This window comes from Paraburkholderia sp. DHOC27, from assembly GCF_003429005.1.
Classification (GTDB): Bacteria; Pseudomonadota; Gammaproteobacteria; order Burkholderiales; family Burkholderiaceae; genus Paraburkholderia.
In genome coordinates, this window is sequence record NZ_QVQV01000006.1 from 134,183 (window position 1) to 149,776 (window position 15,594).

17 protein-coding genes are annotated in these 15,594 nt (G+C 64.0%); 7 read left to right on the forward strand and 10 right to left on the reverse strand.

The genetic code is table 11. The features are described from left to right. The first annotated feature begins 19 nt into the window (after positions 1-19). The 3 genes from rplM (at position 20) to erpA (ending at position 1,484) form a co-directional block, all read left to right on the forward strand. Positions 20-448: a 50S ribosomal protein L13 gene (gene rplM, locus D0B32_RS19300; RefSeq protein ID WP_007587440.1), complete on the forward strand. Its 429-nt coding sequence runs from the start codon at positions 20-22 to the stop codon at positions 446-448. Positions 449-459: 11 nt separating this feature from the next. Next, the gene (rpsI, locus tag D0B32_RS19305) at positions 460-852 is read left to right on the forward strand and encodes a 30S ribosomal protein S9 (RefSeq protein ID WP_117335899.1); all 393 of its coding nucleotides are present in this window, start codon (positions 460-462) and stop codon (positions 850-852) included. Between the two features lie 266 nt (positions 853-1,118). Continuing rightward, positions 1,119-1,484 (forward strand): iron-sulfur cluster insertion protein ErpA, encoded by a 366-nt coding sequence (gene erpA / locus D0B32_RS19310; RefSeq protein WP_117335900.1) that lies wholly within the window; start codon positions 1,119-1,121, stop codon positions 1,482-1,484. A 140-nt stretch (positions 1,485-1,624) separates the two neighbouring features. Here erpA and D0B32_RS19315 read toward each other — a convergent pair whose 3' ends face one another. Then, positions 1,625-2,758 (reverse strand): anhydro-N-acetylmuramic acid kinase, encoded by a 1,134-nt coding sequence (locus D0B32_RS19315; RefSeq protein ID WP_259295051.1) that lies wholly within the window; start codon positions 2,756-2,758, stop codon positions 1,625-1,627. 235 nt (positions 2,759-2,993) lie between these two features. Here D0B32_RS19315 and tyrS point away from each other — a divergent pair, with 235 nt between their 5' ends. From tyrS to D0B32_RS19330, 3 genes are all read left to right on the forward strand, one after another. Beyond that, positions 2,994-4,241, forward strand: coding sequence for a tyrosine--tRNA ligase (gene tyrS, locus D0B32_RS19320; protein WP_117335901.1), 1,248 nt, complete (start codon positions 2,994-2,996; stop codon positions 4,239-4,241). Positions 4,242-4,380: 139 nt separating this feature from the next. Then, the gene (dtd, locus tag D0B32_RS19325; protein ID WP_117335902.1) at positions 4,381-4,839 is read left to right on the forward strand and encodes a D-aminoacyl-tRNA deacylase; all 459 of its coding nucleotides are present in this window, start codon (positions 4,381-4,383) and stop codon (positions 4,837-4,839) included. Positions 4,840-4,898: 59 nt separating this feature from the next. Next, a complete protein-coding gene (locus D0B32_RS19330; protein WP_117335903.1) occupies positions 4,899-5,570 on the forward strand; it encodes a histidine phosphatase family protein in 672 nt (223 codons plus the stop codon). On the opposite strand, the gene D0B32_RS19335 is transcribed toward D0B32_RS19330, so the two are convergent. From D0B32_RS19335 to ruvC, 4 genes are all read right to left on the reverse strand, one after another. Next, entirely contained in the window at positions 5,567-6,529 is a 963-nt protein-coding gene (locus D0B32_RS19335) for an oxygenase MpaB family protein (RefSeq protein WP_117335904.1), read from the reverse strand. The genes D0B32_RS19330 and D0B32_RS19335 overlap by 4 nt on opposite strands. 34 nt (positions 6,530-6,563) lie before the next feature. Beyond that, positions 6,564-7,628 (reverse strand): Holliday junction branch migration DNA helicase RuvB, encoded by a 1,065-nt coding sequence (gene ruvB / locus D0B32_RS19340; protein WP_117335905.1) that lies wholly within the window; start codon positions 7,626-7,628, stop codon positions 6,564-6,566. Between the two features lie 155 nt (positions 7,629-7,783). Next, complete coding sequence (ruvA, locus tag D0B32_RS19345) at positions 7,784-8,365, reverse strand: Holliday junction branch migration protein RuvA (RefSeq protein WP_117335906.1); 582 nt, start codon at positions 8,363-8,365, stop codon at positions 7,784-7,786. Between the two features lie 71 nt (positions 8,366-8,436). Further along, positions 8,437-8,979, reverse strand: coding sequence for a crossover junction endodeoxyribonuclease RuvC (ruvC, locus tag D0B32_RS19350; protein ID WP_117335907.1), 543 nt, complete (start codon positions 8,977-8,979; stop codon positions 8,437-8,439). Positions 8,980-9,121: 142 nt separating this feature from the next. Here ruvC and D0B32_RS19355 point away from each other — a divergent pair, with 142 nt between their 5' ends. Beyond that, positions 9,122-9,361, forward strand: a complete 240-nt coding sequence (locus tag D0B32_RS19355; RefSeq protein WP_117336298.1) for a hypothetical protein — start codon at positions 9,122-9,124, stop codon at positions 9,359-9,361. 128 nt (positions 9,362-9,489) lie between these two features. On the opposite strand, the gene purH is transcribed toward D0B32_RS19355, so the two are convergent. From purH to D0B32_RS19380, 5 genes are all read right to left on the reverse strand, one after another. Then, positions 9,490-11,055, reverse strand: coding sequence for a bifunctional phosphoribosylaminoimidazolecarboxamide formyltransferase/IMP cyclohydrolase (gene purH, locus D0B32_RS19360; protein WP_117335908.1), 1,566 nt, complete (start codon positions 11,053-11,055; stop codon positions 9,490-9,492). A gap of 56 nt (positions 11,056-11,111) precedes the next feature. Further along, entirely contained in the window at positions 11,112-11,345 is a 234-nt protein-coding gene (locus tag D0B32_RS19365) for a Fis family transcriptional regulator (protein WP_007180440.1), read from the reverse strand. Next, on the reverse strand, positions 11,342-12,406 hold the full coding sequence (gene dusB, locus D0B32_RS19370; protein ID WP_117335909.1) for a tRNA dihydrouridine synthase DusB: 1,065 nt from the start codon (positions 12,404-12,406) through the stop codon (positions 11,342-11,344). The genes D0B32_RS19365 and dusB overlap by 4 nt, the downstream gene beginning before the upstream one ends. A 280-nt stretch (positions 12,407-12,686) precedes the next feature. Then, entirely contained in the window at positions 12,687-13,955 is a 1,269-nt protein-coding gene (locus D0B32_RS19375; RefSeq protein ID WP_117335910.1) for a UbiH/UbiF/VisC/COQ6 family ubiquinone biosynthesis hydroxylase, read from the reverse strand. 22 nt (positions 13,956-13,977) lie between these two features. Beyond that, the gene (locus tag D0B32_RS19380; RefSeq protein WP_117335911.1) at positions 13,978-15,390 is read right to left on the reverse strand and encodes an aminopeptidase P N-terminal domain-containing protein; all 1,413 of its coding nucleotides are present in this window, start codon (positions 15,388-15,390) and stop codon (positions 13,978-13,980) included. Between the last annotated feature and the right edge of the window lie 204 nt (positions 15,391-15,594).

A 15,594-nucleotide genomic window follows, 5' to 3' on the forward strand; every position in this document is an offset into this window, starting at 1 on the left:
AATTATTTTTGGATCGATCATGAAGACGTTTTCCGCAAAAGCCCATGAGGTTACGCGTGAATGGTACGTGATTGACGCGACGGATAAGGTTCTCGGGCGTGTCGCCAGCGAAGTGGCACACCGTCTTCGCGGCAAGCACAAGCCTGAATTCACTCCGCACGTCGACACCGGTGATTTCATCATCGTTATCAACGCTGGCAAGCTGAAGGTCACGGGCAACAAGACCACAGACAAGAAGTACTACCGTCACTCGGGTTACCCGGGCGGTATTTATGAAACGACGTTCGGCAAGATGCAGGAACGCTTCCCGGGCCGTGCGCTCGAGAAAGCGGTCAAGGGCATGCTGCCGAAGGGCCCGCTCGGCTACGCGATGATCAAGAAGCTGAAGGTCTACGCTGAAGCAACGCATCCGCATTCGGCACAACAGCCGAAAGCGCTCGAGATCTAAGGGGAGCCCACATGATCGGTAACTGGAATTACGGCACGGGCCGCCGCAAGAGCGCCGTTGCACGTGTGTTCATCAAGGCAGGCAAGGGCGATATCGTTGTGAACGGCAAGCCCATCGCCGATTACTTCTCGCGCGAAACGTCGCTGATGATCGTGCGTCAGCCGCTGGAACTCACGAACCACGGCGTCACGTTCGACATCAAGGTCAACGTGTCGGGTGGCGGTGAAACGGGTCAAGCCGGTGCGGTTCGCCACGGCATCACCCGCGCGCTGATGGACTACGACGCAACGCTGAAGCCGGAACTGTCGAAGGCTGGCTTCGTTACGCGTGATGCACGTGAAGTGGAACGTAAGAAGGTCGGTTTCCACAAGGCACGTCGCAGGAAGCAATTCTCGAAGCGTTAATCGCTTCGGTGCGCCGGCCTTCGGGCTGGTTCACTGCAAAAGCCGCCAACGCGTGCGTTGGCGGCTTTTTTCGTATTGGGGCTTGCTATTGGAACCCGACATTCGGGAACCAGTGGTGGGTCATGGTGTTCGAACGCTCGAAGGTTCACAGTGCGCCAAGTCCGGCCGCCAGATGGACCGAAGAGAACCCATTGATTTTGTGGGCTTCGGCACGATATTGAGATCAGCCCTACAATAGCGGTTAGAAGCTTTTTTGGAGAGTTCGAATGAACGCAGTCACCGATACCCCTGTGACCGAGATGCCTAGCCCCTTCGTTTTCACCGACGCAGCGGCTGACAAGGTCAAGCAGCTGATCGACGAAGAAGGCAACCCGGAGCTGAAACTGCGCGTATTCGTGCAGGGTGGCGGCTGCTCGGGCTTTCAGTATGGTTTTACCTTCGACGAAGCGATCAACGAAGACGACACCGTGATGAACAAGAGCGGCGTGCAGTTGCTGATCGATTCGATGAGCTACCAGTACCTGGTCGGCGCTGAGATCGACTACAAGGACGACATCAACGGTGCCCAGTTCGTGATCAAGAATCCGAACGCCACGACCACCTGTGGTTGCGGCTCGTCGTTCTCGGTTTGATCGACTGAGCATTGCGTATTGCATAAAAAACGGGGCTTCGGCCCCGTTTTTTATTGGCTGTGAGGTTTGCTGGTCTCAAGTGGCGGCTCGCGAACAGCAGCATAAATCGAATCGCCACCGCTCGCGGTCTGCACGGGCACTCACCGCGGATAAATCGCCCCCAGCACCCGTTCCCCTGCCGCCCCGGTCACCGAGGCCAGATTGCCGGGCTCCCGCGCCACACAGCGCATCGCAAGCCACGCGAAAGCCAGCGGCTCGACCTGGTTGGGCGGCACGCCGAGCGCGTCGGTGGTCAGGACGGGCACACCGTTGACGCCGGTATCTTCCAGTGCCGTCTGAATGGCCTTCATCAGCTCGGGATTGCGCGCCCCGCCGCCGCACACATAGACCGCCCGGGCGTCCGAAGCGTGACGCTCGATCTCACGCGCGACCGTAATTGCCGTAAGCGCCACGAGCGTGGCCTGGACGTCTTCCGGCGCCACGGCGGCATACGGCTGTAGTTTGGCGTCGAGCCACGCGGGATTGAACAGATCGCGGCCCGTGCTCTTGGGCGGCTGCTGCGAGAAGAACGGCTCATCGAGCAACGCATGCAGCAACGGCCGGTTCACCTGGCCGCTCGCCGCAAAATTGCCGTTTTCGTCGAACGGCTTGCCCAAATGGCGTTGGGCCCATTCGTCGAGCAATGCATTGGCAGGACCGCAGTCGAAACCGCGCACACTGCCCGCCGCATTGAGAATAGTGATGTTGCTGATGCCGCCCAAATTGCAGACCACGCGCGTCTCACCCTTGGCGCCAAACACGGTCGCATGGAAAGCGGGCACGAGCGGCGCGCCCTGGCCACCGGCTGCTACGTCGCGGCTACGAAAATCCGCGATCACGTCCATGTGCGTCATCTCCGCCAGCAGCGCGGGATTGTTGATCTGGCGCGTATAGCCCTTCTCGGGACGATGCCGCACCGTCTGCCCGTGGACGCCAACCGCGCGCACGTCCGCCGCCGACAGATTGCCGGCCCGCAGCAGCTCGTGACAGCACACGGTATAGCGGGTGGCGAGCGCATTGGCGGCCAGCGCCTCGCGTTCGATTTCGTTGTCGCCGGGCTGTTGCAGACTGAAGAGGGCGTCCCGCAGCCCCTCCGCGAAGCCGACAAACGCCTCGGCCAGCACGACCGGGGGCTTGCCTTTGGCGAACTGGACGGCCACGCCGTCCACGCCATCCATGCTGGTACCCGACATCAAACCGAAGTAGATGCCGTCCGCAGTGGTTTGTTGCGCCACGTTGCTGCTCCTGTGAATCGTTGGTGGTGAAGCGTGTTAGCAGATTAGCAGCGCTGGCGCCGGGCAGATAGTGCCCGCACGTGGCAATGCACAAGGCGCGCGCCCCGGCACAACCGCCACGCGCCGCACGGCCGTACTACCCGCACGTAAAACGGCCACGCCGCCGCCACGTCAAACGGACGCGCCAACGCCCATCTATGGGACAATCTCCCTTTTCGCGACATCACGTTCCAGCATGAGCACCGAGTCCACCTCCAAGCCCACTCCCGCCTTCCCGATCACCGACGAAGTCCGTCACGCGCTCGCCGTTACCAAACGCGGTGTCGACGAACTGCTGATCGAGGAAGAATTCGCACAGAAACTCGCGAAGAGCGCGGCCACCGGCACGCCGCTGCGCATCAAGCTCGGTCTCGATCCGACTGCGCCTGATATCCACATCGGCCACACCGTGGTGCTGAACAAGATGCGTCAGTTGCAGGACCTCGGCCACACGGTGATTTTCCTGATTGGCGATTTCACCTCGCTGATCGGCGACCCCTCCGGTCGCAACGCCACGCGACCGCCCTTGACGCGCGAGCAGATCGAATCGAACGCCAAGACCTATTTCGATCAGGCCGCGCTGGTGCTGGATCGCGAGAAGACCGAAATTCGCTACAACAGCGAATGGTCGATGCCGCTCGGCGCCGACGGCATGATCAAGCTCGCGTCGCGCTACACCGTGGCCCGCATTCTCGAACGCGAAGATTTCACCAAGCGGTATCAGGGCGGCTTGCCGATCTCGATTCACGAGTTCCTCTACCCGCTGATGCAGGGCTACGACTCGGTCGCGCTCAACGCCGATCTTGAACTCGGCGGCACAGACCAGAAATTCAATCTGCTGGTAGGCCGCGAATTGCAGAAGCAGTACGGCCAGGAACAGCAGTGCATCTTGACGATGCCGCTGCTCGAAGGGCTCGACGGCGTCGAAAAGATGTCGAAGTCGAAGAACAACTACATCGGCATCAGCGAAAAGCCGACGGATATGTTCGGCAAGCTGATGAGCATTTCCGATGATCTGATGTGGCGTTACTTCGAATTGCTGTCGTTCCGCCCGATGGACGAAATCGCCGGCTTCAGGAAGGAAATCGAAGGCGGCCGCAATCCGCGCGATTTCAAGGTGATGCTGGGTCAGGAGATCGTGGCGCGCTTCCATTCGCCGGCGGACGCCGAGCGCGCGCTGGAGGACTTCAATCATCGCGCAAAGGGCGGCGTGCCTGACGATATCCCGGCGGTTTCGCTGGCGGGCGCACCGCTCGCTATCGGCCAGTTGCTCAAGCAGGCCAACCTCGCCCCGTCGACGAGCGAGGCGTTGCGCAATATCGAGCAGGGTGGCGTGAAAATCGACGGCACGACAGTGTCGGACAAGGGCCTGAAGGTCGCAGCGGGCGAGTATGTCGTGCAGGTCGGCAAGCGCCGTTTTGCGCGCGTGACGCTGACGGCGTGATGACGCCGTACACGCGGCGGGTTGTCGAAGGTAGCCTGCATGAAGCTGAGTCGTGTCATGCGTTGACTATGCGCGACCACCCGGCGGCGGTTGCATCACGCTTGCATGCGGGTCGGGTCGCAAAGCCGGAGTGCCGCGCATGATCGCGCTGATCCAGCGCGTGAGGCGCGCGGAGGCGCGGGTGGGCGAGCGTGTCACCGGCGCCATCGAAGCGGGCCTGCTTGCGCTGGTGTGCGCCGAACGCGGCGATACCGATGCGGCCGCCGACCGCCTGCTCGCAAGGGTGCTTGGCTACCGCGTATTCAGCGACGCCGCCGGCAAGATGAATCTGTCCGTACAAAATCTCGACGGCGCCGGGCGCGCGGGCGGTTTGCTGCTGGTCTCGCAGTTCACCTTGGCCGCCGATACCAACAGTGGCCTGCGCCCGAGCTTCACTCCGGCCGCACCGCCCGACGAGGGCAAGCGGCTGTTCGATTACTTCGTAGCGGCCGCGCGCGCGAAGCATCCCATTGTCGAAACCGGCGAGTTCGGCGCGGATATGCAGGTCTCGCTAGTCAACGACGGGCCAGTCACGTTCTGGCTTCAGACGCACGCGTGATGTCCCAACCACTTTTGCGAGGATAGCGGCCGCGCCAGGCGGCCGCGACGCCACCACTTATGCCCACGCAGATTCTCTTCATCCGGCACGGCGAGACCGACTGGAACCGTATCAAACGCATCCAGGGTCACATTGACATTCCGCTTGCGAAGACGGGCCTCGAGCAGGCGCAGCGTCTGGCACAGCGTTTCGCTGACGAAGCCAAACGCGGCGCACGTCTCGACGCGATCTACTCGAGCGATCTGCAACGCGCGCAGCAAACCGCGCAACCCATTGCCAGCGCACTCGGCTTGACGATGCAACTGCGCGAGGGTCTGCGCGAGCGCTCGTACGGCGCGTTCCAAGGGTATGACCGGGACCAGATCGCCGAACGCTATCCGGATGAATTCGAGCACTGGCAAACCCGCGACGGCGGTTTCGCGCCGCCGGATGGCGAATCGATGCGGGCGTTCTATCACCGCGTAATGGACACGATTACGCCCATCGTTGCCGCGCATCCCGGCGGGCGGGTGGCGTGCGTGGCACACGGCGGCGTGCTCGACTGTGTCTACCGGTTTGCACGTGATCTGACGCTGGAGGTGCCGCGCGATTACGCGCTGCTCAACACGAGCGTCAACGTGGTGGACTTCGAGGGTGGCAAGGGGAAAGTGGTGTCGTGGGCCGACGTTTCACACCTGGACGCGCCTAGCGACGACGACACGCTGCGACGCATGCCGGAACCGGGACGCTAGCGGTTTGCCTGACCGGCCGGCGCAGCCGCTGTGGCCACGCGTCGCCGCGCCCGCTTTGACACGCCATTGATCAGTGCCCAGCGGATCACCGGCGCAACCATCCTCACGCCAGGGCCGACGATGGCCCGGCGCACACTCGCAAGCGTGTCGAAGCCGAGCATCTCTTGCGCCCAGGGCGGTAGCAGATCGATTCCCGCGTTGAGCATCAACGCCCCCGCAGGCCGCATCATCCGGTTTGGCGGCTGAGCTTCCATCAGCACCCGCACGACTTCCCGCGTCCTGCTGCTGTTTTCCAGCTCGGGACGCATGCGCCGCAAGTAGGCGTCGATCTCGGCGCGCGAGTGCGGGACGTCCACCGCCCCCAGCATCTCGGCGATCCGCGCCGTCTCCGCAAAGTACTTATCCTGTTCGGCAACCGGCAACGACGCGTTGACGTAGTGCAGATGCGCGGCCATGAAGCTCGACACTTCGGCAACATGAACCCAGGTCAGCGACGCAGGATCGCTTGCGCGATACGCGCGGCCATCGGGTGCGGTGCCCGTCACGCCCAGGTGAATTGTCTTGACGCGTTCGATCAGCGCGAGCGCGTCACGTCGATTGCCGTAAGTGGTACCCGCGATGAAAGTAGCGGTGCGACGCAGCCGCCCGAGAATGTCCGTGCGAAACGACGAATGATCCCAGACGCCCGCGAGTGCGAGGGGATGCAAGGCCTGCAGCAGCAGCGCGCTGATGCCGCCCGCCATCATGGAAGTGAAATCAGCGTGGACTTTCCAGCAAACCGAATCGGGGCCGAAAAGACCAGGATCGCCGGGCGGCGAGGAGTAGTCGAGCATTGGCCCGCTGCCGCTGGTCAGATGCGTGACACCGTTTGCCAGCTTCGAACGGACGCGGTTAATCAGCCGTTGCGCAAGACCTTCTGGCCTGGCGTGCTGATTGTGCTGACTGGTTTGATCGGACATCGCAGATGCGTTCCTCAGGCGACGTTCGATCGGCTCACTGTGCTTCCGAGTCCCACAGATTGCGCACGGGATTCGACGAATCCGGCGCGGCGAGGCCGAAGTGGCGATAGGTGAGCAGGGTGGCGACGCGGCCGCGCGGTGTGCGTTGCAGGAAGCCTTGCTGGATCAGATACGGCTCCAGCACATCTTCGATGGTGTCGCGCTCTTCGCCGATGGCCGCCGCAAGGTTGTCCACGCCGACCGGGCCGCCGTCGAACTTGTGCAGGATGGCCTCGAGCAGCTTGCGGTCCATCAGATCAAAGCCGACCGGGTCGACGTCGAGCATCTTGAGCGCGGCGTCGGCCACCTGCGCGGTGATATTGCCGTCCGCCTTCACCTCGGCGTAGTCACGCACGCGCCGCAGCAGCCGGTTGGCGATACGTGGCGTACCGCGTGCACGCCGCGCAATCTCAAACGCGCCATCCGGATGGATTTGCGCATTGAGCAGCGCCGCCGACCGCGTGACGATGCGCGCCAGTTCCTCGGCGTTGTAGAACTCGAGCCGCGCGACGATGCCGAAACGGTCGCGCAGCGGATTGGTCAGCATGCCGGCGCGAGTGGTGGCGCCGACCAGCGTGAACGGCTGCAGGTCGAGTTTGACGCTGCGTGCCGCCGGCCCTTCGCCGATCATGATGTCGATCTGATAATCCTCGAGCGCGGGGTACAAAATTTCTTCGACAACCGGCGAGAGCCGGTGGATTTCGTCGATGAACAGCACGTCGTTCTTTTCGAGGTTGGTCAGCAGCGCGGCGAGGTCGCCGGCGCGTTCGAGCACGGGCCCGGACGTTTGCCGCAGATTGACGCCCATTTCGCGCGCGATGATGTGCGCCAGCGTGGTCTTGCCCAAACCCGGCGGCCCGAACAGCAGCACGTGATCGAGCGACTCCGAACGGCGCCGCGCGGCCTCGATGAAGATTTCGAGCTGGCCACGCACCTTCTCCTGCCCGACATACTCGTCGAGCTGACGCGGGCGCAACGCGCGCTCGAACGCTTCTTCGTTCGGCGAGACGGGCGTGGCCGCGATGATGCGCTCAGCGGCGAGTTTGTCGGTTTCGATCATGCGGACATTGTACCGCGCAGCGCCCGCAACTGAAGCTGGCCGAATGGCCAGGGTGCGCGACGCGGCGCGATGTGGGAAGCTTCACTTCAACGCATGGCCGCGCGTGCTTTGACGCAGGCGAAGCACGGCACTCAGCATCAAGCGTGGGCGCACCGCTACGCCTTGGAAAGCGCCTTCAGCGCGAGCTTGATGCCCTCGGAAACGCCGGTGCCGGCCGGCACGTTCTTGACGGCGGCCAAGGCTTCTTTTTCGGAGTAACCCAATGCCAGCAACGCATTCAGGATATCGGAGGCGTGGTCGGAGGCCGACGCCGCGCTCGCCATCGCGCCCAGATCGGCGCCGAGTTTGCCCTTCAGTTCGAGCAGCAGGCGCTCGGCCGTTTTCTTGCCAATGCCCGGCACCCGGGTGAGGCGCGCGGCGTCCTGCATCGTGACGGTCTGCGCCAGTTCGCCCACGCTCATGCCCGAGAGTACGCCGAGCGCCATGCGCGCGCCGATGCCCGAAATCTTCAGCAGCTCGCGGAAGGTGGAACGCTCCTCGGCGGTGCCGAAACCGAACAGAAGATGCGCGTCTTCACGCACGATCATCTGGGTGAGCAGCACGATGCGCTCGCCGGTCGCGGGCAGGTTGTAGAACGTGCTCATCGGCACGTCGACTTCGTAGCCGACGCCGTTGCAGTCCACGAGCAGATGCGGCGGGTTTTTTTCCAGCAGTACGCCGGCAATGCGACCGATCATGACAGGTTCAGTGATGACAGAAAGGGCGAGTGTAGCGCAGCGCGCGGCACGTGAGTCATGGGCGCGAGGCGTTAACCGACTAGCCGTCCGCGCCGTACCCGCAGGCCCTTTTTCGCCAGCGCAGGTGCAATGCCGCCCAGCGTGCTGAGCGTGCTGCCGCCGTGCGCGTGACAGATGGCCATGCCGAGCGCGTCGGCGGCGTCGGTGCTGGGTACGCCGGAGAGGCTCAGCAGGCGCACCACCATCTGCTGCATCTGCTCCTTGGTGGCGCGTCCGTACCCCACCACGGCCTGCTTCAGTTGCAGCGCGGTGTACTCGGCCACCGGCACGCCGCCCGCCACCAGCCCGCAGATCGCGGCGCCGCGTGCCTGGCCGAGCAGGAGCGTGGATTGCGGATTGACGTTGACGAAGACCTTTTCGATCGCCGACTGATCCGGCGCGTGCTGGCGGATCAGCGTCGAGATGCCTTCGTAGATCGTGCCCAGGCGCGATGGCAGATCGGCATCGGCGGTCTTGATGACGCCGCTTGCCACGTAGGTCAACTGGTGCCCGTTCTGGTCGATCACGCCAAAACCGGTGACACGCAAGCCGGGGTCGATGCCGAGGATTCTCATGTAGTGCGTCGCAGACTAAGTGCCTGCGATACTACAACGAACCGCTCACACGGCGAACCCTGTGCGGCGGCGCGGACGCAATAAATGCAACAGCCCGGACGCCCACGGCGGGGCTTCGGTGATCTTGAGAGGCATGCGCATGGTGAAACGCTATCGAAACCTGAGCGGCAACTCTGGCGTGGTGGCCTACGAAACCGGCGACGATTTCATCCAGGTCCGGTTCAGACATGGCGTGACGTACTGGTACACCGCGGCCAGCGTCGGACCAAAGCACCTCGCTGCCATGAAGCAGTTGGCCCTGCGAGGACAGGGGCTGAGCACGTACATCAGCACGTATCCGGAGGTAAGCGCGGGTTACGCGAGGAAGGAATCCGACGAGTGACTTTGACCGTGTACCAAGGTCCGCCGACCAAAAAGAAACGGGCCCGGCAGAAAAATCTGCCCGGCCCGTTTAGCAAAGACGCTGCGACTAGCGCCCTCGCTTACCCAATGAAATGAGCTTAACTGTGCTTAGTGTCGGAAGTGCCGCACGCCCGTCAGCACCATCGCGATGTTGTGCTCGTCGGCTGCCGCGATCACTTCGTCGTCGCGCATCGAACCACCCGGCTGGATCACGCAGGTTGCGCCTGCTGTCACCACCACGTCGAGGCCGTCGCGGAACGGGAAGAACGCGTCCGACGCCACGGCGGAGCCCGCCAGCGTCAAGCCTGCGTTCTGCGCCTTGATGCCTGCAATGCGTGCCGAGTCCACGCGGCTCATCTGGCCCGCGCCCACGCCAAGCGTCATGCCGTTGGCGCAGAACACGATCGCATTCGACTTCACGAACTTCGCGACGCGCCACGCAAACAGCAGATCGTCCATTTCCTTCGGCGTCGGATGACGCTTCGTCACCACGCGCAATTCATGCGGCTGCACGTTGTGCGAGTCGAGCGATTGCACCAGCAGGCCACCGCCCACACGCTTCAGATCGAACGCGTTATGGCCGTCGCCCAAGGCAATTTCCAGCAACCGTACGTTTTGCTTCGCCGCGAACACCTGGCGCGCGGCTGCGCTGAACGACGGCGCGATCAGCACTTCGACGAACTGCTTGGCCACGGCTTGAGCGGCGTTTTCGTCCACTTCACGATTGAAGGCGATGATGCCGCCAAATGCCGAAGTCGGGTCGGTCTGGAACGCCTTCGAATAGGCGTCGTGCGCGTCCGCGCCAATCGCGACGCCGCAAGGATTCGCATGCTTGACGATCACGCAGGCCGGCACGTCGAAAGTCTTGACGCATTCCCACGCCGCGTCGGAATCGGCGATGTTGTTATACGACAGTTCCTTACCCTGCAACTGCTCGTAGTTGGCGAGAGCACCGGCCGGCACCGTGAGGTCGCGATAGAACGCGGCGCTCTGATGCGGGTTTTCGCCGTAACGCAGATCCTGCACCTTGTCGAAAGCCAGATTGAAGGTGGCCGGGAACGTGTTGCGCGACGAATGCTGGAGTTCTTCGGGCAGGCTCGTCAGGTAGTTCGTGATCGCGCCGTCGTACTGCGCGGTGTGCGCGAACACCTTGGTGGCGAGACGGAAGTTCGTCTTGTACGACACGGTGTTGCCGTTGCCGCGCATTTCTTCGAGCACGCCTGCGTAGTCCGCCGGGTCGACCACCACCGTCACGTCGCGGTGATTCTTCGCGGCCGAACGCAGCATGGTCGGGCCGCCAATGTCGATGTTCTCGATCGCATCTTCCAGCGAGCACTCTTCCTTCGACACGGTCTGCACGAACGGATACAGATTCACCACCAGCAGGTCGATAGTCGGAATGTCGTGCTTTTCAAGCGCCGCCATGTGTTCCGGCAAATCGCGGCGGGCGAGAATGCCGCCGTGCACCTTCGGATGCAGCGTTTTCACGCGCCCGTCGAGCATTTCCGGAAAGCCCGTGTAGTCAGCCACCTCGGTGACAGGCAAGCCTGCCTCCGCCAGCAGCTTGGCGGTACCGCCGGTGGACAGGATCTTGACGCCGAGGTCCGACAGCGATTTGGCGAAATCGACAATGCCGGACTTGTCGGAAACGGAGATGAGCGCTTGCTTGATCATGATGAAGAATGAGAAGCCGTTGGGGACGTGGCGGGGCGCAAGAAAACGATGAAGGGCTACAGCAAACCGTGTTGTTGCAGCTTCTTGCGCAGCGTATTGCGGTTGATGCCGAGATACTCGGCGGCGAGCGACTGATTGCCGCCCGCCTGCTCGAGCACCACCTCGAGCAACGGTTTTTCGACACAGGAAATCACCATGTCGTAAACGTCGTGCGGATTGGAGCCGTCGAGGTCCTGGAAGTACATGCCCAGGCTGTCGCGGACTGATTGTTCGATATTGTTCTTGCTCATGCTGCTAGTCGGTCGGTATGGTCCGGCTCGCCGTTCGGGTTGACATCCTCTTCCACGTAGACGAGGCGGTCGGAGAGCGCCTTTTGGGCGTCGAAGAACTCGTTGACGGCGAGAAGCTGCTCGCGCGTCGTATCGAGCGTATTCATGCGGTGACGAAACACGTTGGCACCGGAAAGGCCGCGAGTGTACCAGCCGATGTGCTTGCGCGCAGTCCGCACGCCCGTAAATTCGCCGTAGAACGCGTAGTGATCTTCCAGATGCTCGTTCATGACCTGCTGGATCTCGTCGATGCGCGGCGGCGGCAGCAACTCGCCCGTTTGCAGGAAATGCTCGATCTCACGAAAGAGCCACGGGCGCCCCTGCGCCGCGCGGCCAATCATGATGGCGTCCGCGCCGGTGGCGGCGAGAACCTCGCGCGCCTTCTTCGGCGAAGTGATGTCACCGTTGGCGACCACCGGGATGCGCACCGCGGCCTTCACCGCGGCGATGGTCTCGTACTCGGCGTCGCCGTGATACAGGTCGGCGCGCGTGCGGCCGTGCACGGTCAGCATGGAAATGCCGGCGCTTTCGGCAAGGCGCGCCACGTTCAGGGCGTTCTTGTTCTCACGGTTCCAGCCCGTGCGGATTTTCAGCGTGACGGGCACGGCGTCCGGCCCGACACCCACCGCGGCCACCACGGCCTCGACGATGCGCTGCACCAGCGGCTCGTTCTGCAGCAGCGCGGAACCGGCTGCTACATTGCACACCTTCTTGGCGGGGCAGCCCATGTTGATGTCGATGATCTGCGCGCCGTTGGCCACGTTGTAGCGGGCCGCCTCGGCCATCATGGCCGGATCGGCGCCGGCGATCTGCACGGCGATGGGTTCCACTTCGCCCGTGTGATTGGCGCGGCGCATGGTCTTCTCGCTTTTCCACAACTGCGCGTTCGAGGCGACCATTTCCGACACGGCATAACCCGCGCCGAGCCGCTTGCAAAGCTGGCGGAACGGGCGATCAGTCACGCCCGCCATAGGCGCGACGAACAGGTTGTTGCGCAAATTGTGGGAGCCGAGAGTGGGCATGAGGAAATGCAGCGGCCGGCGGGCTAGTGAAGAGGCAAGCCGGGCAGCCGCTAAATACGAGGGAAAACTGCTATTTTAGCGTTAACGGGGTAGCTGCACCTGCCCTGACTTAGACGTAACCCATTAAATCTTCTATGAAAGTGGGTCGAGTCATAGAACCCGCAGAGTCGCTTCGCGGATTGCGGCGGCACTGGCGGTGCCCAAGGTGATGATGGCGGCGAAGACGGTGGTGAACCGCACATACGCCGCCGGTCACAGCGAGCCGCGTCTAAGCCAATATTCAGCGGCGCTGCCCGAACATCATCTGCCGCGCGAGAGCGGTCTTCACCGGCGGCACGAATTCGAGCGCCGTGAGTGCCAGGCCGCGCAGGGTGGCGAGCGGCGGAAAGTCGACGGTGAACAGACGCGCCAGTGTGTCGGTTGCGCCGATTGTCATGCGCCGGTCGAGCGCGCGACGCTGTGCAAACGAAGCCAGCGCCAGCGGTGTCGGCCCGAGTTGCGAGAGCGCGTCAGCGAGCGCATGGGCGTCGCGCAGTCCGAGGTTGAGCCCTTGCCCCGCCACCGGATGAAGCGTCTGCGCCGCGTTGCCGATCGCCGCAATGCGGCCCTTGACGAGCGTATCGAGCGCGTTCAGACCGAGCGGGAAGGCCGCGCGTCCGCTAATACGCGTGAAGCGTCCCATGCGGTCGCCGAACGCCACGCCGAGTTCACACAAAAACGCCTCGTCCGGCAAGCGTGCACGGCGCGCCGCTTCTTCCGGCGCGCAGCACCAGACGAGCGCGTAGTCCGCGCCACGCGCGCCCCCCACCGGCAACAGCGCAATCGGCCCTTGCGGCGTGAAGCGCTCCCAGGCCACGTGCGGTTGCGGCGCCGACACGCTCACTGTGCCGACCAGCGCGGTCTGACCGTAATCGCGGCTGTCGCCGCGCTTGCCGTCGTCACCGCCTTTCCGCTGCTCGTGGAAGAGGCCGCCTTCTGCGTTCACCAGAATGCGCGTGCGCAACGTGCGGGTGAGATGCGCGGTCTGGACCTGCAACGTGACCCCGTCGTTCTCTTGCACGGGCGTTTGCGCCGTAGCCGAGCGGAACCAGTGCACGGCCGTGGACTGCACCGCCTCGGCGAGCGCATGCACGATCGACCCGTACTTCAGCACGTAGCCCAGAGCGGGCAAGCCGTGTTCGGCATGGTCGATCAGCGTGCGGCCAAAATGGCCGCGCTGCGAGACGTGGATGCGTTGAATGGCGGTGGCGTCGGTGGGCCAGCGCAGCGGCTCGAGGATCATCCGGCTACCCTGCGATACCGCAATGGCGCGTGGATCGTGGCGGGCGTCGTCGGGTTCGCGGGCGTCGATCAGCGCGATCGACAGCGCGCGCGTAGCACTGCGGCGCGCCAGCCAGCCAGCGAGCGCGAGCCCGACCGGACCGGCGCCGACAATGGTGACGTCGAAATCGAACGCGCCGTCACGTGAAGTGGCCGCAGCGGGTGCATTGACCTCAGCCGCTGCGCCAGACTGCACCGCGCCGGCTGGGCGAGAAACATCATCGTTCATGGGAGCGAGCGGGTCCGTGCCGTTACGCGTCGCGCGTCTTGCCGGCGGCCGCCTGGGCCTCCTGCATCAGCGCCTCGATTTCGTCCGCCTTGACCGGCACGCCGCGCGTGAGCAGTTCGCAGCCGTCTTCAGTGACGACGGCGTCGTCCTCGATCCGGATGCCGATGTTCCAGTAGCGTTCCGGCACGTTCTCGGACGGGCGAATGTACAGACCGGGTTCGACGGTCAGCACCATCGACGGCTGCAGCGTGCGCGCCGGCAAGGCGCCCTGGGCGTCGCGCGGCGCGCCGCGTTCGCGGTAGTCGCCGCAGTCGTGCACGTCCATGCCGATCCAGTGGCCGGTGCGGTGCATATAGAACGGCGCATAGGCGCGCTCGGCAATCACGTCGTCCACGGACGCATACACCGCGCGGTCCACGATGCCCGTGTCCAGCAAGCCTTGCGAGAGCACCCGCACCGCTGCGTTGTGCGGATCGTCGAAGGTGGCGCCTGCCCGCGTGGCGTCGATCGCCGCCTGTTGCGCGGCCAGCACGATGTCGTACAGCTCGCGCTGTGCCGGCGTGAAGCGGCCGCTGGCCGGGAAGGTGCGCGTGATGTCGGAGGCGTAGCCGTCCAGCTCGCAGGCGGCGTCGATCAGGATCAGGTCACCGTCCCTGGCGATGGCGTTGCCGGCCGGATAATGCAGCACGCAGGCATTGGCGCCCGCCGCGACGATCGAACCATACGCCGGACCCTGCGCGCCGTATTTGCGGAACGTGTACAGCAGTTCGGCTTCGAGTTCGTACTCGCGGATGCCGGGGTGGCACGCGGCCATCGCGCGCCGGTGCGCCAGCGCGGAAATCTCGCCGGCCCGGCGCATGATCGCGAGTTCGTGCGCGTCCTTGATGAGGCGCATCTCGTCGAGCAAGGGCAACAGGTCGATGGCGGCCTGCGGCGCCGCCACGCCGCTGCGGGCTCGCGCGCGCACGCCGTCCAGCCAGCCGCGCACCTGCCGGTCGAGTGCCGCCGAGGTGCCGAGTGCGTAATGTAGCGAGGGCTTGTCCGCGAGGATCAGCGGCATCTGGCTGTCGATTTCGTCCACCGGGAAGGCGGCGTCCAGCCCGAACGCCTCGCGCGCGCCCTCGGGGCCGAAGCGGAAGCCTTCCCACGTCTCGCGCTCGACATTTTTGGCGCGGCAGAACAGGATCGAGGCCGGTTCGCCGGACGCCGCGCTGGCGTCGAGTACGAGCAGCGCCTCGGGCTCCGTGAAGCCGGTCAGGTAGTAAAAATAGCTGTCGTGCCGATACGGATAATCGGCGTCCCGGTTGCGCAGCACTTCGGGCGCCGTGGGCACGATGGCGACGCCTCCACCTGCCGCGCGGAGCGCGGCGAGCACGCGCTCGCGGCGCTTGCGGTAGACGTCGATGGCGAGGGTGGGTTCGTTCGGCTGGTTCATCGTGCGATTGTAGCGCCCAATGCTTTATTTTTTCCGCGCGGCCAGCGAGCGGGGGGAGCCGGATGTCATGGCCGCTGGCCATTCGGCGGGCTGGACGGCGCGCGCGTAAAGCGGCAATGTTGCTATCCGCCCACAGCCGCGCTGGGTGCCGTTCCGGAAGATAGGGGAGCCTGTATGAATCGCCGCCAACCCACGTATACTTCC

What these genes read in the sequence shown, in the direction of transcription:
- rplM (WP_007587440.1), top strand. Translation starts at nt 20, where the DNA reads ATGAAGACGTTTTCCGCAAAAGCCCATGAGGTTACGCGTGAATGGTAC.
- rpsI (WP_117335899.1), top strand. Translation starts at nt 460, where the DNA reads ATGATCGGTAACTGGAATTACGGCACGGGCCGCCGCAAGAGCGCCGTT.
- erpA (WP_117335900.1), top strand. Translation starts at nt 1,119, where the DNA reads ATGAACGCAGTCACCGATACCCCTGTGACCGAGATGCCTAGCCCCTTC.
- tyrS (WP_117335901.1), top strand. Translation starts at nt 2,994, where the DNA reads ATGAGCACCGAGTCCACCTCCAAGCCCACTCCCGCCTTCCCGATCACC.
- dtd (WP_117335902.1), top strand. Translation starts at nt 4,381, where the DNA reads ATGATCGCGCTGATCCAGCGCGTGAGGCGCGCGGAGGCGCGGGTGGGC.
- D0B32_RS19330 (WP_117335903.1), top strand. Translation starts at nt 4,899, where the DNA reads ATGCCCACGCAGATTCTCTTCATCCGGCACGGCGAGACCGACTGGAAC.
- D0B32_RS19335 (WP_117335904.1), bottom strand. Translation starts at nt 6,529, where the DNA reads ATGTCCGATCAAACCAGTCAGCACAATCAGCACGCCAGGCCAGAAGGT.
- ruvB (WP_117335905.1), bottom strand. Translation starts at nt 7,628, where the DNA reads ATGATCGAAACCGACAAACTCGCCGCTGAGCGCATCATCGCGGCCACG.
- ruvA (WP_117335906.1), bottom strand. Translation starts at nt 8,365, where the DNA reads ATGATCGGTCGCATTGCCGGCGTACTGCTGGAAAAAAACCCGCCGCAT.
- ruvC (WP_117335907.1), bottom strand. Translation starts at nt 8,979, where the DNA reads ATGAGAATCCTCGGCATCGACCCCGGCTTGCGTGTCACCGGTTTTGGC.
- purH (WP_117335908.1), bottom strand. Translation starts at nt 11,055, where the DNA reads ATGATCAAGCAAGCGCTCATCTCCGTTTCCGACAAGTCCGGCATTGTC.
- D0B32_RS19365 (WP_007180440.1), bottom strand. Translation starts at nt 11,345, where the DNA reads ATGAGCAAGAACAATATCGAACAATCAGTCCGCGACAGCCTGGGCATG.
- dusB (WP_117335909.1), bottom strand. Translation starts at nt 12,406, where the DNA reads ATGCCCACTCTCGGCTCCCACAATTTGCGCAACAACCTGTTCGTCGCG.
- D0B32_RS19375 (WP_117335910.1), bottom strand. Translation starts at nt 13,955, where the DNA reads ATGAACGATGATGTTTCTCGCCCAGCCGGCGCGGTGCAGTCTGGCGCA.
- D0B32_RS19380 (WP_117335911.1), bottom strand. Translation starts at nt 15,390, where the DNA reads ATGAACCAGCCGAACGAACCCACCCTCGCCATCGACGTCTACCGCAAG.